General features: G+C 71.0%; 20 protein-coding genes. 13 read left to right on the forward strand and 7 right to left on the reverse strand.

Annotated elements, in window-relative coordinates; translation table 11 throughout:
- Positions 1-8: 8 nt before the first annotated feature.
- Positions 9-545, reverse strand: a complete 537-nt coding sequence (locus ACH4TL_RS28420; RefSeq protein WP_398320925.1) for a tyrosine-type recombinase/integrase — start codon at positions 543-545, stop codon at positions 9-11.
- Between the two features lie 43 nt (positions 546-588).
- Positions 589-1056 carry a DUF1348 family protein gene (locus tag ACH4TL_RS28425; protein WP_398425363.1) on the reverse strand — a complete coding sequence of 156 codons (468 nt, stop codon included), beginning with the start codon at positions 1054-1056 and terminating at the stop codon, positions 589-591.
- A 63-nt stretch (positions 1057-1119) separates the two neighbouring features.
- On the opposite strand from ACH4TL_RS28425, the gene ACH4TL_RS28430 reads away from it, so the two are divergent.
- The 4 genes from ACH4TL_RS28430 to ACH4TL_RS28445 all read left to right on the forward strand — a co-directional run bounded on the left by ACH4TL_RS28430 (position 1120) and on the right by ACH4TL_RS28445 (position 4457).
- Positions 1120-1629, forward strand: coding sequence for a metallophosphoesterase family protein (locus tag ACH4TL_RS28430; RefSeq protein ID WP_398320919.1), 510 nt, complete (start codon positions 1120-1122; stop codon positions 1627-1629).
- A gap of 128 nt (positions 1630-1757) precedes the next feature.
- Positions 1758-3095 carry an MFS transporter gene (locus ACH4TL_RS28435; RefSeq protein WP_398320916.1) on the forward strand — a complete coding sequence of 446 codons (1338 nt, stop codon included), beginning with the start codon at positions 1758-1760 and terminating at the stop codon, positions 3093-3095.
- 93 nt (positions 3096-3188) lie between these two features.
- Positions 3189-3761 (forward strand): DoxX family protein, encoded by a 573-nt coding sequence (locus ACH4TL_RS28440; RefSeq protein ID WP_398320913.1) that lies wholly within the window; start codon positions 3189-3191, stop codon positions 3759-3761.
- Between the two features lie 135 nt (positions 3762-3896).
- The gene (locus tag ACH4TL_RS28445) at positions 3897-4457 is read left to right on the forward strand and encodes a hypothetical protein (RefSeq protein ID WP_398320910.1); all 561 of its coding nucleotides are present in this window, start codon (positions 3897-3899) and stop codon (positions 4455-4457) included.
- A gap of 88 nt (positions 4458-4545) precedes the next feature.
- Here the strand turns inward: ACH4TL_RS28445 and ACH4TL_RS28450 are convergent, their stop codons facing one another.
- Entirely contained in the window at positions 4546-4779 is a 234-nt protein-coding gene (locus tag ACH4TL_RS28450) for an ACT domain-containing protein (RefSeq protein WP_398320907.1), read from the reverse strand.
- 129 nt (positions 4780-4908) lie between these two features.
- Between ACH4TL_RS28450 and ACH4TL_RS28455 the strand changes: the two genes are divergently transcribed.
- Positions 4909-5370, forward strand: a complete 462-nt coding sequence (locus tag ACH4TL_RS28455; protein WP_398320904.1) for an Lrp/AsnC family transcriptional regulator — start codon at positions 4909-4911, stop codon at positions 5368-5370.
- 42 nt (positions 5371-5412) lie between these two features.
- Here the strand turns inward: ACH4TL_RS28455 and ACH4TL_RS28460 are convergent, their stop codons facing one another.
- Together ACH4TL_RS28460 and ACH4TL_RS28465 are read right to left on the reverse strand one after the other, a co-directional pair.
- Entirely contained in the window at positions 5413-6180 is a 768-nt protein-coding gene (locus tag ACH4TL_RS28460; protein ID WP_398320901.1) for a FadR/GntR family transcriptional regulator, read from the reverse strand.
- A complete protein-coding gene (locus tag ACH4TL_RS28465) occupies positions 6177-7637 on the reverse strand; it encodes an amidase (RefSeq protein ID WP_398320898.1) in 1461 nt (486 codons plus the stop codon). The genes ACH4TL_RS28460 and ACH4TL_RS28465 overlap by 4 nt, the downstream gene beginning before the upstream one ends.
- Positions 7638-7762: 125 nt before the next feature.
- Here ACH4TL_RS28465 and ACH4TL_RS28470 point away from each other — a divergent pair, with 125 nt between their 5' ends.
- The 8 genes from ACH4TL_RS28470 to ACH4TL_RS28505 are packed head-to-tail and all read left to right on the forward strand — an operon-like array spanning position 7763 to position 16428.
- The gene (locus ACH4TL_RS28470; protein ID WP_398320895.1) at positions 7763-8836 is read left to right on the forward strand and encodes an isocitrate/isopropylmalate dehydrogenase family protein; all 1074 of its coding nucleotides are present in this window, start codon (positions 7763-7765) and stop codon (positions 8834-8836) included.
- A 10-nt stretch (positions 8837-8846) separates the two neighbouring features.
- On the forward strand, positions 8847-10361 hold the full coding sequence (locus ACH4TL_RS28475) for an ABC transporter substrate-binding protein (protein ID WP_398320892.1): 1515 nt from the start codon (positions 8847-8849) through the stop codon (positions 10359-10361).
- Between the two features lie 16 nt (positions 10362-10377).
- Positions 10378-11328: an ABC transporter permease gene (locus tag ACH4TL_RS28480; RefSeq protein ID WP_398320889.1), complete on the forward strand. Its 951-nt coding sequence runs from the start codon at positions 10378-10380 to the stop codon at positions 11326-11328.
- The gene (locus tag ACH4TL_RS28485; RefSeq protein WP_398320886.1) at positions 11325-12203 is read left to right on the forward strand and encodes an ABC transporter permease; all 879 of its coding nucleotides are present in this window, start codon (positions 11325-11327) and stop codon (positions 12201-12203) included. Before ACH4TL_RS28480 ends, ACH4TL_RS28485 begins: the two co-directional genes overlap by 4 nt.
- Complete coding sequence (locus ACH4TL_RS28490) at positions 12200-13258, forward strand: ABC transporter ATP-binding protein (RefSeq protein ID WP_398320883.1); 1059 nt, start codon at positions 12200-12202, stop codon at positions 13256-13258. The genes ACH4TL_RS28485 and ACH4TL_RS28490 overlap by 4 nt, the downstream gene beginning before the upstream one ends.
- Entirely contained in the window at positions 13251-14123 is an 873-nt protein-coding gene (locus ACH4TL_RS28495) for an ATP-binding cassette domain-containing protein (protein ID WP_398320876.1), read from the forward strand. The genes ACH4TL_RS28490 and ACH4TL_RS28495 overlap by 8 nt, the downstream gene beginning before the upstream one ends.
- Positions 14124-14128: 5 nt before the next feature.
- A complete protein-coding gene (locus ACH4TL_RS28500) occupies positions 14129-15622 on the forward strand; it encodes an aldehyde dehydrogenase family protein (RefSeq protein ID WP_398320873.1) in 1494 nt (497 codons plus the stop codon).
- Between the two features lie 8 nt (positions 15623-15630).
- Entirely contained in the window at positions 15631-16428 is a 798-nt protein-coding gene (locus tag ACH4TL_RS28505; protein WP_398321346.1) for an SDR family NAD(P)-dependent oxidoreductase, read from the forward strand.
- Positions 16429-16509: 81 nt separating this feature from the next.
- Here the strand turns inward: ACH4TL_RS28505 and ACH4TL_RS28510 are convergent, their stop codons facing one another.
- Together ACH4TL_RS28510 and ACH4TL_RS28515 are read right to left on the reverse strand one after the other, a co-directional pair.
- Positions 16510-18777 (reverse strand): arylsulfatase, encoded by a 2268-nt coding sequence (locus ACH4TL_RS28510; RefSeq protein WP_398320870.1) that lies wholly within the window; start codon positions 18775-18777, stop codon positions 16510-16512.
- A gap of 99 nt (positions 18778-18876) precedes the next feature.
- Positions 18877-19860, reverse strand: a complete 984-nt coding sequence (locus ACH4TL_RS28515; protein ID WP_398320867.1) for a formylglycine-generating enzyme family protein — start codon at positions 19858-19860, stop codon at positions 18877-18879.
- Positions 19861-19869 lie beyond the last annotated feature (9 nt).

Below are 19869 nucleotides of genomic sequence, written 5' to 3' on the forward strand. Positions count from 1 at the left end.
CACCGGCGTCAGGCGTCCCAGACCCGGCGGACCTGTTCGAAGCGGGTGGGCAGCGGCGGGCGGCGCGCGGCGTAGCGGGCGTTCGTACGGTGGACGAAGCGGCGCCACGAGAGCACAAGACCCTGCCGGGTGATGGGCAGCCCGGCCGCGACGGTCACCCCGTTGTCATGGGTGTGGTGGACCGTGAGCAGCAGCGCGTCCGGGATGGAGCCCTCCAGTTCGGCGCACAGCTCCTTGCGCACCAGCAGCCAGCGGCGCAGGACCAGGATCGTTCCGGCGTCCAGGCCGTGCCGACGCGGGACCCGGTGCTTGCCGTGCTCGATGGTCACCCATCCCGCCTCCAGGTCCAGCGACGCCATGGTGCAGCGCAGCAGACCGCCGTAGCGGGCGCCGCTGGCCCGGGCCAGCCCCACGATCACCGCGAGCCGTACCGTCTCCGGCTTCGTGCCGTTCTCCAGGGCCTGCACCGACAGCAGCCGCCAGATCCACTCCGCCTCCGCGGCCGACACCACCGGACGCGGATACCGCTCCTTCTCAGCCGTCACGCTGCCACCTCCGCTTGGCACATTATTTATGCCGGTGGGCGGGTCACAACCCCAGATCGCTCAGGCCCGGGTGGTCGTCCGGGCGGCGGCCGAGCGGCCAGTGGAATTTACGGTCCGCCTCCGTGATGGGCAGATCATTGATGGAGGCATGACGCTGCATCATGAGACCGTCGGCGCCGAACTGCCAGTTCTCATTGCCGAAGGAGCGGAACCAGTTTCCGGACGCGTCATGGCATTCATAGGCGAAACGCACCGCGATGCGATTGCCCTCGCAGGCCCACAACTCCTTGATGAGACGGTATTCCAGCTCTTTCGCCCACTTCCGGGTCAGAAAGTCCACGATTTCCGGACGGCCGTGCGGGAATTCCGTGCGATTGCGCCAGCGCGAGTCGACGGAGTAGGCGAGGGCCACCTTTTCGGGGTCACGGGTATTCCAGGCGTCCTCCGCCTGACGGACCTTCTGGATCGCGGTCTCCCGGGTGAACGGCGGAAGCGGCGGGCGCTCGGTCACATTCTCTCCTCGACGAACTGTGCGGTGATCCATGGATGACGGTTCACACGGTACGGTCGGCGCGTGCGTCTTCTGCTGATCTCGGACACCCATCTCCCACGACGGGCCAAGGAGCTGCCGCGGGAGGTGCTGGACCAAGTGGCGCGCGCCGATGTGGTGATCCACGCGGGCGACTGGGTCGACACCGCCACCCTCGATCTGCTGGAGGCCCGCTCCCACCGGCTGATCGGCGTGTACGGCAACAACGACGGACCCGAACTGCGGTCGCGGCTGCCGGAGGTGGCATACGCGGAGCTGGGCGGGCTGCGCTTCGGGGTGGTGCACGAGACGGGCGCGGCGCAGGGTCGTGAGCGGCGCTGCGCGGAGCGGTTCCCCGATCTGGACGTGCTGGTATTTGGTCACAGCCACATCCCGTGGGACTCCACCTCGGCCGACGGGCGGCTCCGGCTGCTCAACCCCGGCTCCCCCACCGACCGGCGCCGTCAGCCGTACTGTACGTTGATGACGGCCGCGGTCGAGGACCGGCGGCTGACCGCCGTGGAGCTGCACCGGCTGCCGCCCCGCCGCCGCTGAAAGTCTCCCGCCCCGCTTCCCCGGGTGTGACCTCGTCCGCCCGTTCCTCTCGCCTCGCGTCGAGTTCTCTTCATCTCTCTCATCAGCCCCGCCCCGTCCCCCTCCGTGGTGCTGATGAGGAGTGTGTGATGACGGTACGGAGCGCTGCTCCCCGGCGGCGCGCGGCGCTGGCCGCCGTGTCGCTGGGAATGTTCTGCGTCCAGCTGGACGCCTTCGCGCTGAATCCGGCGCTGCCCCGGATCGGCCGCGACCTCGGAGCCGGCGCCGGGCTGTCCTGGGTGGTCAGCGGCTATCTGCTGGCGGCGGCCTCGCTGATGCTGGGCGCCGGGCGGCTGGGCGACGTGATCGGGCGGCGGGCGCTGCTGACGGCGGGGCTCGCGGTGTTCGGGGGCGCGTCGCTGGTGTGCGCGCTCAGCCCCTCGCTGCCGGTGCTGGTGGGCGCCAGGGTCGTCCAGGGGGCGGGCGGCGCACTGGCCATGCCGGTGGGGCTGGCCCTGCTGACGCACCTCTACCCGCCCGCGCTGCGCGGGCGGGCCCTGGGGTGGGCGATGGGCGTCGGGGGCGTCGCGACGACCTGCGGGCCGTTCGCGGGCGGGGTGCTGACCGAGGCCGCGTCGTGGCGTGCGGTGTTCTGGCTGAATGTGCCGGTCGCCGGGCTCGCGGCCCTGTGCGCGGCACGCGCGGCGGAGCCCGGGGGCGGAAGCGCGTCGCGCCCGGTGGACGGGAGGGCCCTGGTCGCGGCGACCGCGGCGGTGGCCGCGTTCGCGATGTGCGTCGACCGCGGGCCGGTGTGGGGCTGGGCGTCGGGGCGTACGGCCGCCGCCCTGGCCCTGGCCGCCGCCGGGTGCGTGGTCCTCGTACGGCGCGAACGGGCGGCGCCGCATCCCCTGGTGAGTCCCGCGCTGCTGCGCAACCGGCCCTTCGTGGCGCTCACCGCCGCCGGTGCGGTGGCCAATGCCGCGACCGTGGTCTTCCTCTTCGTGGTGCCGCTGTCGCTCCAGGGGCCGTGGCGGCTGTCGCCGGCGGCCGCCGGGGCGGCCTTCCTCGCCCCCGCCGCGGCCATGTCCCTGGCCGGGCCGCTGGCCGGGCGGGTCGCCCCGGCGCGGGCGGCCGGGACGATGGCGGGGTGTCTGGGGCTGGCCGGGGCGGGGCTGTGCGCTGCGCCGCTGGCGACCTCGCTGCCGGGCTATGTCCTGGTGGCCACGGGCTGCGGGGCGGCGCTCGGGGTCGCCGGCGCCCTCACCCTCATCGCCACCCAGGCCGCCGCGGGCCGGGAGCGGGCGGGCGAGGCTTCGGGTGTGACCAAGACGGTCATCACGACCGCGGCGGGCCTGGCGGTGACCCTGTGCGCTCCGGCCTCCGGGACGTCCCTGACCTCGGCCGGCGCGGTCTGCCTGGCTGCCGCGCTACCGCTCGCCGCCGGGGCGCGGCGGGGGCTGCGGCCCTCCGGCGAGCCCACGGATTGAACCCGTGGCCCGGTTGCGACAAAGTTGAACATAAGGCACCTATCCCTTATCCGGCTCGGTGGCCGCACCGAACCCCGACCCGACGAGGGCGCCATGGCGTACTACGACGACTACGGCGATGCGAACACTCCTCCGATGGGCACGCCCGCCCACGCCTCCCCGTCCCCCAGGAGCGCGCCCGGCGTGCTGCTCGCCCATGACGTCGGCCTGCTGGTGATGCGGCTCGGGGTGGGGCTGCTCGTCGCCGGGCACGGGGCGCAGCATCTGCTCGGCTGGTGGGGCGGGCCGGGGATCCACCGGACCGGACTGGATTTCGGCCATTTGGGGTACCCCGCGCCCCGGGCGATGGCCATCATCGCGGGGCTCACCGAGACCGTGGGCGGGCTGGCGCTGGCCGTGGGACTGATCACGCCGCTCGCCGGGGCCGCCGTGGCGGGCTGCATGGCCAACGCCGTCGCGGCCACCTGGCACCTCGGCCTGTTCGGCGGCTTCGAGCTCCCGCTGCTCATCGGCGTCTGCGCGGCCGGACTCGCGCTCAGCGGATCGGGCCGTATCGCGATCGACGCGCTCATTCCGGGGCTGCGGTCGCAGCGGATCGGCTACGGTGTGGCGGCGCTCGTCCTCGCGGCGATCCTGGCGACGGTCACGATCCTGCTGCGCACCTGACGCGGCGCCCTGCTCGGGCGCGCCCTGATCCCGTCCGGGTTTCCGGTGAACGGGGCGCGGCGGTTCTCCGTATGGCTCTGTATGCGCCCTGGCAGGCGGGGCGCGGACCGAAGAACCCATACGGAGGACCAGCACATGAGTGAACGGTTCACTCCTCCCATCCAAGCCCTCCCGGACGGGGATGCCGAAGTCCGTCTGGTGCTCCATCTGCCCTGGGACGTGGTCTCCGCGCTGGGTCAGGAGGCCGGGCGGCTGGCCGCCCAGATGCACCGGCCGGTGAGCCTGGACGAGGCGGTCAGCCACCGGCTGCGCACCCAGGCCATGAGCGCCGCCCACGCCAAGCCGCCCCAGCTGGAGCGGAACCAGCCCGCGCCCACGCCGTCCCCCTCGGCACAGCCCACGACCCGCTCCCCCGGCGAACAGGCCCGGCAGGCGATCGACAAGATCAACGGTTCCGCCGCCTCCGCCAACGGCAGCCACGGCGGCCACAACGGGACCGCGCACAGCGGCGGCACTCAGGGCGGCTCCCACAGCGGCACCGAGACCTCGGGACCGCCGCCCGGCGCCACCGCCGCCGACACGCCGCCCTCCGACCGCGGCATCCTGGAACGCCCCGCCCGGGCCACCGGCCCGGTGAACGGGACCGCCCACGGCCCGGGGTCGCTGAACGGCACGGCCACCGAGATGCCGAGATGAGCACCACGGCGTAGTGGCCGTACGCGTGAGGGTGCCGTCCGGCGCGGACGGCACCCTCACGCGTACGGCAGCGGCACGGGCGAGCTGGTCAGGCGACCTTGACCACGTCGAGCGACCGGTTCAGGAACTGGACGAGCTGTCGCACCCGGATCTCGTCGGCGGCGTCCACCTCGATGGTGATCCTCCGCAGCCCGTCGACGGGCGCGGCGACGTCCATGGTGAGCACGTCGAACTGACGATGGGCCAAGATCGTGGCGACCCGGGCGACGGCCAAGGGCATGGCGACGACATCGAGTCGCAGCAGGTGTGTCGTTGCTGGCATGAGGACACGTTTTCAAGGGCCGGGTCCGTGCACAAGAAAAGTGCGCGGGCGAGGCGCGACACGCTTCTTGTGAAAAGTCGTTGCCCTACGAAAGTGAGCATTGCGGGAAGCGCTGCTTACACTTGCGGCATGTCGGCACCCGTACATCTCGACTCGGTCGATCTGCACATCCTGGAATTGCTGCGGGCCGACGGGCGGCGCACCGTTCGCGACATCGCACGGCTGGTGCAGCTCTCCCCGGCTCCGGTCCGGCGGCGCATCGCACGCCTGGAGGAGTCGGGGGTCATCACCGGCTACACCATCACGACGGATCAGGCGAAGCTCGGGCAGGGTCTTCAGGCGGTCACCGAGCTGCGTTTCACGGGTGACACGGATATCCACGACATCGTGGAGTTCGCTTCCACGCTGCCGGAGGTCGACGAGGTGCTGACGCTCACCGGCGATGTGGACGCGCTCGTCCGATTGCGCGTGGACAGCGTCGACGAACTCCAGAAGGTGGTCAATCGTCTGCGGCGCAAGGGGGTCGGGGTGCTCCAGACGAAGACGCTGATCGTCATCGACTCCTGGCAGCGCGGAACGCCCGTGCCCTGAGGGGGGTTCAGGGCACGGGCGGGGCGGGGGCGGGGACGCCGGTCAGGACTCCTCGTCGTCCATGAGCGCCAGCAGCGGGCCCCGCTCGTCCTCGGGGACGTAACCGGCGTAGTACTCGTAGAGCTTGCGCCGCGAGATGCTCGCCGCCGCCGGGCCGTCCCCGGCCCTGATCGCCTCCAGCACCTCCTCGTGGTGGCGGAGCGACTCCCGCATCAGCGCCGTGCTGTTGTGCGCGTGAGCGACCTTGTCCGAGATCAGCGAGAGGACGGCGCCCCGGACCACCTGGTTGCAGACCTCGATGAGGGAGTTTCGGCTGGCCACCGCCACCGCTTCGTGGAAGGCGACGTCCGCCGTGCTGAACTCCTCGTACCCGGTCTCGATCGCGTCGGCCATGACGGCGAGCGTCCGCTCCATGGCGGCCAGCTCCTCCTCGGTGCGCAGCCGGGCCGCCAGCAGGCTCGCCGATCCGTCGAGGATCATGCGGAACGAGATCAGCTCGGCCATCGACACATTGTCGAACTGGACGAGCCGGGTCATCTCCTTGGTCAGACCGGCCGACGAGAACGGCAGGATCTCCGGGCCGTTCGGGTCCCCGTGGCGCGAGCGCACCAGGCCGTTGCTCTCCAGCACGCGCAGGGCCTCCCGCACGGTGGGACGGCTGGCCCCGAACTGCGTCACCAACTCCCGCTCGCTCGGCAGCCGCTGCCCGGGCTTCAGGTCACCGCGCGCGATCGCCTGCTCGATCTGCTCGACGATGCGCTGGTAGAGCCGTACCGGCGAGACCTGCCGGAACTGTGCCCCGTCGCTCAAGGCTTCTCCCCTTCGGGCGTGGTCGATGTGTTCTGCTCCCCCGTGGGCGCCCCGAGGGCGTGGTCCGGCCAGCGCGGGACCGCCTCGGCAGGCCGGTTCCGTTCGTACCATGCCGCCGCCCTCAGAACGCCGAGATCGTCGAAACGGCGGCCCGCGATCTGCACCCCGATCGGGCGGCCGTCTGCCGTGAGACCGCAGTTGACGGTCGCGGCGGGCTGGCCGGACATGTTGTACGGCGCGGTGAAGCCGATGTGGGCCATGGTCTTCGCGTCCCCCGCGAACGGCATCGGCTGCTCGGCGGGGAACGCCGCCACCGGGGCCACCGGCGAGAGCACCAGGTCGTAGGGGACCGTGGCCGCCACGGTCTGCGCCTGGATGCGCATGATCTGCTGGTAGCACTGGAGGACCGTGGTGCCCGGTATGTCCGCGCCGCCCTGACACCAGCGGATGATGTGGGGGTGGACGCGCAGCCGGGCCTCGGGCGTCAGGGCGCGGAAGTCGTTCCAGGACCGCACCCGCCAGAACAGGTCCAGGTCGTCCAGCAGCTCCTGCGTCAGATACGGCTCGACCGGCTCCACGACGGCCCCCGCCGCCTCGAAGGCCACGGCGGCGCGGTTCACCGCGGCGAGGATCTCGGCGTCGCACGGCTCCCCGCAGCCCGCGTTCACCTGCACGCCCACCCGCAGTCCGCGCACCTCGCCGTCGAGCGCCGACCAGTCGATGTCCTGCGGCGGCAGGCTCGTCCAGTCCCGGGGGTCGGGCCGGCTCAGGACGCGCATGAACAGGGCCGTGTCCGCCACGGTGCGCGCCATGGGTCCGGCGGCGCGCCCCAGGTACGGGGTGTCCAGCGGGATCCTCCCGTAGCTGGGCTTGAGCGTGGCGAGGCCCAGCCAGGTGCCCGGCAGCCGGATCGATCCGCCGATGTCGGTGCCGACGTGGAGCGGGCCGTATCCCCCGGCGGCCGCGGCGCCCGCGCCGGAGCTGGAACCGCCCGTGGTCCAGTCGGGGTTCCAGGGGCTGCGCGAGATGCCGTGCCTGCTGGAGACGCCGGAGGAGAGCATGCCCCAGTCCGGCATCACGGTCGAGCCGAGGATCACCCCGCCGGATTCCAGGACCCGCGCGGTGATGGGCGCGTCGGACTCGGGGACGACCGGCTCGGTGCCCGCGTTGCCCGAGGGCATGGGGACGCCTCTGCGGGCGACGTTCTCCTTCAGGGTCACGGGTACGCCGTCGATGAGCCCGAGCGGTTCCCCCGCCGCCCATCGGGCCTCGCTGGCCTGGGCCGCCTTGCGGGACTCGTCCGCGTCCCGCACCCAGAACGCGTTGAGCACGCCCTCCCGGGCCTCGATCACCGACTGGACGGCGTCGTGGACCTCGACCGGCGACAGCGTGCGGTCGGCGAATCCCGCGACCATCTCGACGGCAGGCATGGCGGCCAGGGCCTGTTCGGTGAGCACCCGCACTCTCCTTCGCTCGTGCTCCCTCGGGGCGTGAGAACCCTTGACAGGAACAGCTTCAGTCGTCACGGTACCTGGCAAGTGAGCTTACTGGTCAGGCCAGTCATAACGGAAGGGTGGCGTCCATGACGCGGGACACCAAGGTCGTGCGGCTCGCGGTCATTCCGGGCGACGGAATCGGACCGGAGGTCGTCGCGGCGGCCGTCCCCGCGCTCCGGGCCGCGCTCGAAGCCGAGGGCGACCGGCTCGAGGTGACCGCGTTCGACTGGGGAGGCGATCGGTTCCTACGGCACGGCGCGGCGATGCCGGACGACGCGGCCGACCTCGTCAAGCAGACGGACGCCGTGCTGTTCGGCGCCGTGGGGCGCCCCGATGTACCGGAACACGAACTGGTCTGGGGCCTGATCATCGGCCTGCGGCAGCAGCTCGACCTCGCCGTGAACCTCCGCCCGGTGCGCGCGTTCCCCGGCGTTCCCACCAAGGTGCGCGACACCGAAGGCGTGGACCTGGTGATCGTGCGCGAGAACACCGAGGGCGAGTACGTCGGGGCGGGCGGGCTGGCGCACGCCGGGAGCGGACACGACCTCGGCATCGAGGTCGCCGTGCACTCCCGCCGGGCCATCGAGCGCGCGGCACACCAGGCCTTCGCCCTGGCCGGGCGGCGGTCGGGGCGGCTGTGCCTGGTGACCAAGTCCAACGCGATGCGGCACGGCTATCCGCTGTGGGACCGGGTGGTGCGCGAGGTCGGCGAGCAGTACCCGCGGGTCCAGCTGGAGACCGTGCTGGTGGACGCCATGGCCGCCCGTATGATCCAGGCTCCGCGCTCCCTCGACGTCCTGCTCGCGAGCAACCTGTTCGGCGACATCCTGTCCGACCTCGCCGCGGTGCTCGCGGGCGGCATGGGCATGGCGCCCAGCGCCAACGTCCTGCCGGGCGGTGAGGTGCCGGGCATCTACGAACCCGTCCACGGCTCCGCGCCCGACATCGCAGGGAAGGGTGTGGCGAACCCGGTGGCCTGCCTGCTCTCCGGCGCGATGCTGCTCGACGACCTCGGACACACCGGCGCGGCCCGCCGGGTCCGCGACGCGGTGGCGGACGCCCTGCGGGATACCAGCCACCACACGGCCGACCTCGGCGGCACCGCCACCACGGCGGACGTCGCATCAGCCGTTCTGCACGCGATGGAAGACCAGGGGTAGGTAAGCACGTATGAGACATCACAAGCGGCTGGCGCGGCGCCCCGCGGCGTTCGTGGCCACGCTCGCCTGCCTGCCGCTGGCAGCCTGCTCGGCCGGGTCCACGGCAACCGGCAGCGCGGGGAAGAACTCCCTGAACATCGGCCTGACGGCCGAGCCGGCCAACTTCGACTTCACCAAGACCGAAGGTGCCGCCATTCCGCAGGCACTGCTCGACAACGTCTACGAGAAATTGGTGAAGCTGGACCAGTCCGGGAAGATACGGCCCCAACTGGCCACGTCCTGGAGCCTGTCCAAGGACCGCAGGACGTACACGTTCCACCTGGTGAAGAACGCCACCTTCAGCAACGGCGCACGGTTCACGGCCGAGGACGCCAAGTTCTCCATCGAACGCGTCAAGACCGACTGGACGCTGGTGCAGAAGACCCAGATGGATGTCGTGGACTCGGCGCGGGCGGTGTCGCCCACTGAACTCAAGGTCACCCTGAAGAGGCCGAGCAACGACTGGCTGTACCGGATGACCACCCGCGTCGGCGCGATGTTCAGCCGGACCGGCGTGCGCAAGCTGGCCACCGAGCCGGTGGGCACCGGCCCGTACGTGGTGAAGAAGTGGAACCGCGGCGACTCGATCACCTTGGCCCGCCGTCAGGACTACTGGGGGCGCGAACCGCACTTCGCGTCGGTCACCCTCAAGTACTTCAAGGACCCGACGGCCATGAACAACGCGCTGCTCACGGGCACCATCAACGTGATCGGCCAGATGCAGTCCCCGGAGTCCCTGTACCGGTTCGAGAACAACTCGAAGTACAAGGTCATCGAGGGCACGACCAACGGCGAGGTGGTCCTCTCCCTCAACAACGGCTCGGGCCCGATGAAGAATCCAAAGGCCCGCCAGGCGGTCCGCTACGCCATCGACCACAAGGCTCTGATGGACACCTGCTGGGCAGGCCGCGGCAAGCTCATCGGCAGCATGGTCCCGCCGACCGACCCGTGGTACCAGAACCTCACGGACCTGTATCCGTACGACCGCGACAAGGCCAAGAAGCTCGTCAAGGAGTCCGGCGAAGCCGGGCGTACGCTGCGGCTGCGGATTCCGACGCTGCCGTATCCCACCGCGTGCGGCACCGTGGTCAAGAGCCAGCTCGAACAGGTCGGGTTCAAGGTCAAGCTGGACCAGTTGGAGTTCCCCGCCGCCTGGCTGACCACCGTGTTCAAGAACGCCGACTACGACATGTCCATCATCGGCCATGTCGAGCCCCGCGACATGCAGACGGTGTTCGGGAACAAGAAGTCCTACATCCGCTACGACAACCCGAAGTTCCGGGCGTTGCTGGCGAAGGCGGACCAGGGCACCCGGGAGCAGCAGATCACCGACATGCGGGCGGCTGCCCGGCTGCTGTCCAAGGACGCCGCGGCCGACTGGCTGTTCCTGCTGCCGAACCTGATGGTGGCGGACAAGGACATCACCGGTCTGCCCGTGAACTCCGTGTCCGAGTCCCTGGATCTCACCGGCCTGGGCCGGTCCTGAAAGGCGGCGTGAACCAATGATCGTCCGTCTGGTGCAGCGGATCGGGATTCTCCTGGCCAGCCTTGCCGCGAGCTCCGTGCTGGTGTTCGCGTTCATGGCGGTACTGCCAGGGGATCCGGCCCGCGTCGCTCTCGGAACCAGCGCGTCGGACTCGGCCGTGGCGCAACTGCGAGAAGAGTTCGGGCTCGACCGGCCGCTCGTGGCCCAGTACTTCCATTGGATACACGGGCTGCTGACCTTCGACCCGGGGAACTCCTACATCTCCCACGCCCCGATCGGCCCTCAGCTCGCCGACCGCCTCCAGGTCACGCTGTGGCTCGTCGGCACGGCCATGGTGATCGCCCTGATCCTGGCCGTCCCCATGGGCACGCTCATGGCCGTACGGCACCGCAAGCCGTCCGGGCTGCTCCTCTCGGCCGTGTCCCAGGTCGGCGTGGCCGTCCCGGCGTTCCTCGCGGGCATCCTGCTGATCACCGTGTTCGCGGTAGGGCTCGGATGGCTGCCCGCGAACGGCTGGACGCCCCCGGTGCAGGATCCGGTGCTGTTCGTCAAACAGCTGACCATGCCCGCGGTGGCCCTCGGCATGGTGCAGGCGGCGGTGCTCACCCGCTATGTGCGCAGTGCGGTGCTCGATGTCCTCCGGGAGGACTATCTGCGCACCGCCCGCGCCAAGGGGCTCCGTCCGACGCGGGCGCTGCTGCGGCACGGCCTGCGGAACGCGTCGGTGCCCGTGGTCACCGTCCTGGCGTTGCAGCTCGCCACGCTGCTGGTGGGCTCCGTCGTCATCGAACGGGTCTTCGTCATCCCCGGGCTCGGCAGTCTGCTGCTGGACAGCGTCGCCAACCGGGACCTCATCGTGGTGCAGGACGTGGTCATGATCATCGCAATGGCGGTGCTGCTCGTGAACTTCGTGGTGGACATGGTCTATCTGCTGATCGACCCGCGGCTCAGGGGAGGTGCGGCATGAGTGCTCCGGAGCTGGAGGCCGACGTCGCGTCCGCGGCGCCCGCCGCCCGCCGTCGTCGCCGCCCGGTCACGGGCAGCCTCCTGGTGGGCGGGCTCATCGTGGCGCTGGTGATCGGCATGGCGCTGCTGTCCTTCGTATGGACCCCGCACGATCCGACCCTGGTGGATCCCGCGGTGCGGCTCCAGGAGCCGTCGCTGGAGTACTGGTTCGGCACGGACAAGTTCGGCCGCGATGTGTTCAGCCAGATCCTGGTGGGCTCGCGCACCACGCTGTTCGTCGGCTTCGTGGCGGTGGGGGTCGCCGCCCTGATCGGGGTGCCCCTCGGCATCGTCGCCGGAATGGGCCCGCGCTGGTTCGGCGAGCTGCTGATGCGCGGCAACGACCTGCTGCTCGCCTTCCCGGCGCTGCTGCTGGCCATCATGTTCGCCGCCGTGTACGGGGCGGGCACGCTGGTCGCGATGATCGCCATCGGCATCGCGTCCATCCCCCACTTCGCCCGGCTGATCCGCGGCGGCACGTTGCAGGTGATGCGGACCGAGTACGTCATCGCCGCGCGCGCGGCGGGCCGCGGGCCGTTCGCGATCGCCGTGCGGCATGTGCTGCCCAACGTCAGCAGTCTCGTCATCGTGCAGGCGTCGGTGGGTTTCGCCATCGCCGTGCTCGCCGAGGCCGCGCTGTCCTTCCTGGGCTTCGGCACCCCGCCGCCCACACCGTCCTGGGGCCGGATGCTCCAGGAGAGCCAGGAGCTGCTGTCCATCGCCCCCCGGCTCGCGGTGTTCCCGGGTGTCGCGATCGCGGTGGCGGTGCTCGGATTCAACCTGCTCGGCGACGGGCTGCGCGACCGTTTCGACCCCAAGCTGGAGGACCGCCGATGACCCCGGTACCCGACACGGCACCGGCCTCCGAACAAGGCTCCGCCGATGATGTATTGGCCGTACGGAACCTCGACGTCACGGTCGGCGGCCGCACGCTGGTGGAGGACGTCGGCTTCACCATCCGGGCGGGCGAACGGGTCGGCCTGATCGGCGAGTCGGGCTCGGGCAAGTCGCTGACCGCGCTGAGCGTGATGGGCCTGCTCCCCGAAGGGCTCAAGGCCACCGGTTCGGTGCGGCTCGCCGGAGTCGGCCACGATCTGGTGGGCGCCGACGAGGGGCGGATGTCCCGGGTGCGGGGCAAGGAGATCGCCATGGTCTTCCAGGAGCCCATGACCGCCCTGAACCCCACCATGAAGGTCGGGCGGCAGATCGCGGAGGTGCTGCTGATCCACCGGACCAGGCCCGACCGGGCGTCCGCCCGCGAGGCCGCCGTGGAACTGCTCGCCCAGGTGGGGCTGCCCGACCCCGCGTCCGCCGCGGACGCCTATCCGCACCAGTTCTCCGGCGGCCAGCGGCAGCGGGTGGTGCTGGCCATCGCCCTCGCGAACGACCCGGCGCTCCTGGTCTGCGACGAACCCACCACCGCGCTCGATGTCACGGTGCAGGCGCGGGTGCTCGACCTGATCGTGCGGGGCGTGAAGGACCGCAGGTCGGCCATGCTCTTCATCACCCACGACCTGGCCGTGGTGGCCACCGCCTGCGAGCGGGTCATGGTGATGTACGGCGGGCGGCTGATCGAGTCCGGCCCGGTCCGGGAGGTGTTCACCCGCCCCCGGCACCGCTACACCCAGGGCCTGATCGGCGCCTCGGACCTGACGGCGGTCGACGACCGCGGGCGGCTGGCCACGATCCCCGGATCGGTGCCACCGGCCGGGCAGTTCCCCGCCGGATGCGTCTTCAGGAACAGATGCGCCGAGGCGACCGAGGCGTGCGCCACCAGGCCGGACTGGGTCTCGACCGGCCCGGACTCCGGCTACGCCTGCTTCCATCCGGTGCCCGGGGGCGGCGCGCCCGCCACCGGCACCCCTGCGAATCTGGAGGCCGGCCGTGGCTGAGCAGCCGACCAGCACCCCCCTCGCGCCCGAGACGCGAACCGGGCCCGCGGACGCCATCAGCGTCCGCGACGTCACGCGTGACTACCGGCGGCCGCGCACCTCGCTGCGTCACCCCAGCCCGCCGGTGCACGCCCTGCGCGGCGTCAGCTTCGATGTCCCGCAGGGGCAGCGGTTCGGCATCGTGGGCGAGTCGGGGTGCGGAAAGTCGACCCTGCTGCGGATTCTGGCCGGGCTCGACCGGCCCACCAGCGGCAGTGTCGCGATCGACGGCCGGGACATCACCGGGCTCCGGGAGAGACAGCTGAAGTTCGTCCGCGAACGGCTCCAGCTGGTGTTCCAGGACCCGATGAGTTCGCTGGACCCGCGCATGCGCGTCGGCGACATCGTGGCCGAGCCACTGGTCGCGCAGGGGCACCGGGACCGCCGGGCGCGGGTGGCCGAGCTGCTGGAGGCCGTCGGCCTGCGCGCCGACGCGGCGGACCGCTATCCGCACCAGTTCTCCGGCGGCCAGCGGCAGCGCATCTCGATCGCGCGCGCCCTCGCGCCCCGTCCGAAGATCATCGTGGCGGACGAGCCGGTGAGCGCCCTGGACGTGTCCGTACGGGCCCAGGTGCTCAACCTCATCGCCGACCTCGTCGACGAACTGTCCCTCACCCTGATCTTCGTCTCCCACGATCTGTCCGTGGTCCGCCATGTGTGCGACCGGGTCGCGGTCATGCACGCCGGACAGATCGTGGAGACCGGGTCCACGGAGCAGGTGTACGAGGACCCGCAGCATTCCTACACACGCAGGCTGATCGCCGCCGTTCCGACCCTGGGCAGGGCACTGTCCGGAGTGTCGGCGGCCGACCTCAACCGGGAGTAGCGACCGTGACCACCCACGCCAAACCCGCCGATGGAGCGTCCCCCGTGGCGGGGGAGTTCCCCGAGGGGCTTCCCATCGGTGACCACTGGGTCGAGGCACCCGCCACCGAGGACGTCCACTTCCCCTACGACGGGACGCTCGTCGCCCGGGCCCCCGTCGGGGACACCGGCCTCGCACGGCAGGCGCTGGACGCGGCCCTCGCGTCACGCGAGCGGGTCGGGCGGCTGCCCTCGCACACCCGCAGGGCCGCGCTGCTCGCCACGCACGAGGCCCTCACCTCCCGGCGCGCGGACTTCGAGCGGCTTCTGGTCCTGGAGACCGGAAAGCCGCTGGTCGACTGCCGGGTCGAGGTGGACCGCACCCTGCTGACACTGCTCACGGCCGCCGAGGAAGTGGCCCGGCTGCACGGCGAGACGGTGCCACTGGATCTGCTGCCCTCTGGTGAGGGGCTGCTCGGCTTCTGGACCCGCAAGCCGATCGGCGTGGTCGTGGGCATCGCGGGCTTCAACTACCCGCTGCTGCTCGCCGCGCACAAGATCGCGCCCTCGCTGGCCGCCGGATGCCCGATCATCGCCAAGCCCGCCCCGCAGACACCGCTGGCCACCCTGTGGCTGGTGCACCTCCTCCGTGAGGCGCTGCGCGCCCACGACGCGCCACAGGCCGCGGTGCAGTTGGTGACCGGGGGCCCTGAGGTGGGCGTGGCGCTGACCACCGACCGCCGGATCGGGGCGGTGTCCTTCACCGGTTCCGCCGCCGTGGGCCACCAGATCGCCCGGGACGCGGCGCCCACCAAGGTGCTGCTCGAACTCGGCTCCAACGCAGCCCTGGTGGTGGCCGCCGACGCCGACCTCGACGCCGCCGCGGACGCGGTCGTGCGCGGCGGGTACTACGCGTCGGGCCAGGCGTGCATCAGTGTGCAGCGGGTCATCGTGGTGGACGCCGTGCGCGAGGAGTTCGTGGCGCGCCTGACCGAGCGCGTGGCCCAGGTGGCCGTGGGCGATCCCCGCGACGCGGAAACGCGCGTGTCCGCGCTCATCGACCAGCGGTCGACCGAACGGGTGCGCGCGTGGCTGGCAGAGGCTCTGGAGGCCGGGGCGACACTGGCGGCCGGGGGCGGGGTCACCGACGGGGTGATCGAGCCCACCGTGCTGCTCGATGTGGACCGCGCCCTCACCGTCTGGGACGAGGAGGTCTTCGGCCCCGTGGTGGCGGTGCGGTCCGTCCCCGATCTGGAGACGGCCTTCGACGTGGTCAACGATTCGCGCTACGGACTCCACGCGAGCGTCTACACCAGCGCCCTGGACACGGCGTTCACCGCTCTGGACCGCCTGGAGGTGGGCGGAGTGGTCGTCAACGAGGTGCCCGGTTTCCGCTCCGACGTCATGCCGTACGGCGGTGTGAAGGACTCCGGGGCCGGACGGGAGGGCCCGAGGTTCGCCATCGAAGAGCTGACCGTGACCCGTATGGCAGTGATCCGCCCGACGACGAAGAAGCCGTGAGGACCACAGTGCAAGCAAACGACCACACCGACGCGGTGGACGCCTACTCCCGCCTGTTCCGGCTCGACGGCCGCAAGGCCGTCGTGGTGGGCGCGGGCAGCGGAATCGGCCGTGAGAGCGCCCTGGCTCTGGCCGCGCACGGCGCCACGGTCGTGTGCGCCGACCGCGATCTGACGGCGGCCGAGGAGTCGGCGTCGATGGGTCCTGGCCTCGTCGCGTACGCCCTCGATGTGCTCGACGGCGAGGCCGTCGCGCGGGCCGCCGAGGAGCTGGGCCCCGTCGACGTGCTCGTCTTCACCGCCGCGACGAATGTGCGTAAAGCCCTGCTCGACTACAGCGCGGCGGAGTTCGAGCGGGTCGTGTCGCTCAACCTGCGCGCGTCCTTCGACCTGATACGGGCCTTCGGCCGTGGCATGGCCGAGCGCGGCGGCGGAAGCATCATCGGCTTCAGCTCGATCCGCGCGGTGGCCGTCGAGCCGGGACAGGGCGTCTACGCGGCCACCAAGGCCGGGCTCGTCCAGATGATGCGCACCGCGGCGGCCGAGCTGGGCCCGTCGGGGGTGCGGGTGAACACCGTCGCCCCGGGCATCGTGGACACACCGCTGACCGCGCAGATCAGGGCCGTTCCCGAGTGGTCGGAGGCGTACGCGAGCAAGAGCGCCCTGGGCCGCTGGTCCCGGCCGGACGAGCTGGCCGGTGCCGTCGTCTACCTCGCGTCGGACGCGTCGTCCTTCGTCACGGGGAGCCAGCTCTTCGTGGACGGGGGCTGGACGGCGATCGACGGACGCTACACGCCGCCCAGCTGACCGCACACCGCACATACTTCAAGGCCCCTCTTCCGGGGTGAACCTCCCCGGAAGAGGGGCCTTGGGCCGTCAGGGGCCGGATCAGTCGATGCGCTCGAAGGGTTCGGCGCCCTCTTCGTCCGGCGCGACCGTGAAGACGACCTTCTCGAACGCCCCGGTGTAGGCGAACTCGCCGTCGTAGCTGGTCGAGGAGGGCGACAGGGTGTCCCGGCCGACGTCGAGGCCCTGCCAGCCCAGGAAGTGCGGGAGGACCCGAGGAATGTCCTCGGAGCCGACCGGCCTGCCGGACACGGACAGATGTCCGACGCCCCGCATGTCACCGGTCTTGACGAATTCGAAGGTCAGCTCCGCCGGGCCGGTGGGGAGTTCTTCCGTCGAGGTCACCGTGTACCGGGTGCCGAGGTAGTTGTATTCGTAGACCAGCCGGTTGTCCTTGACGTACAGGACGTATCCGCTGCTGATGTTGCCCAGGGACACCAGGACGCCCTCGTCCGACGCGGTGGCCCGGTCGACGTACGCGGTGATGCGGTGTGCGCGGTTCATCACCGGTGGCACCGCGGCGACGGGCAAATGGGCCATGCCGGGGTAGTAGGTGAAGGTGGTGCGCCTGCGCGGGGAGCCGGGGCGCGGGATCTTCGCCCGGTAGGCGAAGCCCTGGTCGTCCAGCGGCAGCACATCGTACTTCCCGGCTTCCACCCAGAAGCGGGCGATCATCTTGTGGAGCTGCTCGGGCCGCTCCTGCGCCAGGTCCTTGCACTCCGAGAAGTCGGTGTCGTGGTGGTACAGCTCCCACTGGTCGTCGTCGAAGGAGCTGCCGCGCTGGTGGAAGGCGACGGCCTTCCAGCCGTCGTGCCATATCGCGCGGTGCCCGAACATCTCGAAGTACTGGGCTTCCTTGCGCGTGGGCGCGGTCGGCGAGCCGAAGGTGTACGCCATGCTGACACCGTGGATCGGCAGCTGCGGGATGCCGTTGTAGACCTCGGGGGCCTCCACGCCGAGCACCTCGAAGAGCGTCGGGACGATGTCGTTGACGTGGTGGAACTGCTGCCTGACCTCGCCGGTCCGCGGCAGCCCCCGGGGCCACCGCACGATGAGCGGGCAGCGGACACCGCCCTCGTGGGTGTTCTGCTTGTAGCGCTTGAACGGTGTGTTTCCCGCCTGTGCCCAGCCCCACGGGTAGTTGGCGTGGGCGCGGGTGGTCCCGATGTCGTCGAGCCGGGAGACCATCTCCCCCACGTCCTCGGCGATGCCGTTCTGGAAGGCGGTGGGGTTGAGCGACCCCTTCTGCCCGCCTTCCTGGCTGGCCCCGTTGTCCGAGAGCAGGATGGTGATGGTGTTCTCCATCTGACCGACCTGTTCCAGGAACTCCATGAGCCGGCCGATGTGGTGGTCGGTGTGGTCGAGCATCGCCGCGTACGCCTCCTGAAGGCGCACGGACAGCTGCTTCTCGTCCTCCGGCAGCTCGTCGAAGGGGACGACGCCGGGGTTGCGCGGCGCCAGTTCGGTGCCGGGTGGCAGGATGCCCCGTTCGATCTGGCGGGCGTGGCGGGTGGCGCGCTCGGCGTCCCAGCCGTGGTCGAACCGGCCCCGGTACTTGTCCAGGTATTCCTGGGGAGCCTGGTGCGGGGCGTGGGCGGCGCCGAACGCCAGGTACATGAAGAAGGGCTTGTCCGGAGTGACCGACGTCTGGTCGCGGACGAAGTCGATGGCCCGGTCGACCAGGTCCTCGCTGAGGTGATAGCCCTCTTCCGGGGTCTTCGGCGGGTCCACGGCGTGGTTGTCGTAGAACAGCTCCGGATAGAAGCTGTCCGTCTCGGCTTCCAGGAATCCGTAGTAGCGCTCGAATCCGCGCGACAGCGGCCACTGGTTGTACGGGCCGGACGGGGTGGTCTGTTCCATCGGCGCCAGATGCCACTTGCCCACGGCCATGGTGTTGAAGCCGTTGTCGCGCAGCACCTCGGGCAGGGTCGCGGCGGCCGTGGTGATCCGTCCGCGGCCGCTGGGGAAGCCGGTGTCGAAGTTGGACAGCATGCGCATGCCGACGGAGTGGTGGTTGCGTCCCGTCAGCAGGGAGGCACGGGTCGGCGAGCACAGCGTGGTGGTGTGGAAGTTCGCGTAGCGCAGGCCATCGGTGGCGAGGGCGTCCATGGCCGGGGTGTCGATGTCCGAGCCGAAGCAGCCGAGGTCGGAGAAGCCGACGTCGTCGAGCACGATCACCACGACATTGGGCGTGTCCTCGGGAGGCGTCCGCTGCTCGGGCCACCAGGGAGTCGACTCCTCGTAGGTGGTGCCGATCCTGCCTTGGAAGGTCCCGCTCGCGGACGGCGGTTGCGGGGCGGCGGTGGTCATGCGGGACGCTCCTTTGCCGAGGACGCTCCAGTTAACTGGTCTTACCAGTAATCCGTGTAAGTTTCACCTTCTCCTCTGGCGGTGTCAACCAAGTGCGGGTCAGCGAACCGGGGGCACGTCCGCCGCGCAGCGGAACCCCATGTGACCGGTGCTGCTGTCGGGTGTGTTGGAGGTGCGCGCGGCGACGCGGTAGCGGTTGCAGTACGACGCGTGGCACAGATAGGAGCCGCCGCGGATCACCTTCGCCTCCCCGGTAGGAGGCCCGGCCGGGTCGTGGCGGGTCTCCGGGCGGTCATCGGCGTGCCAGCTGGTGCTCCACCAGTCGGAACACCACTCCCACACATTGCCCGAGGTGTTGTACAGCCCCAAGTTGTTGGGACGGTACGCCTTGACCGGCGCGGTCCCCAGATATCCGTCCTCGCCCGTGTTGACCTGCGGGAACTTCCCCTGCCAGATGTTGCAGCGGTGCTGTCCCCGGGGCAGCAGCTCATTCCCCCAGGGGAAGCGGGCGCGCTCCAGACCGCCCCGTGCCGCCCGCTCCCACTCGCCCTCCGTGGGCAGCCGCTTGCCCGCCCATGCCGCGTACGCGGACGCGTCGCGCCAGGAGACGTGGACGACGGGGTGGTTCGACAGCTCGGTCCAGGACGACCCCGGTCCGTGAGGCGCCCGCCAGCACGCCCCGTCCACCGCGAGCCACCAGGGCGCCTGCGCCACCGTGCCGTCGCGCACCATGCGCCGGGCGTCGGGGTGGACGAGCGCGTAGAACACATAGGACCAGCCGTAGCGCTCGGCGTCGGTCCGGTAGCCGCTGCCGCGCACGAACGCCGCGAACTGCCGGTTGGTGACGGCGGTGGCGTCGATGAGGAACGGCGACAGCCGCACCTCCCGGACCGGGCCCTCCCCGTCCTCGGGAAACGCGTCGGCGTCGTCGCCCCCCATCGAGAACACCCCGCCGGGGATGCGCAGCATGGCCCGCAGCCCCTGCGCCCGCTCCCGCTCGGGGGCCTGGGCCGCGGGAGCCGTGGACGGCTCGGGGTTCTCCTGGCCGCCCCCGGCGCTGGGGGCGCAGCATGCGCCTGACATCGTGCCTCC

The organism is Streptomyces sp. NPDC021115, from assembly GCF_044333065.1.
GTDB lineage: Bacteria > Actinomycetota > Actinomycetes > Streptomycetales > Streptomycetaceae > Streptomyces.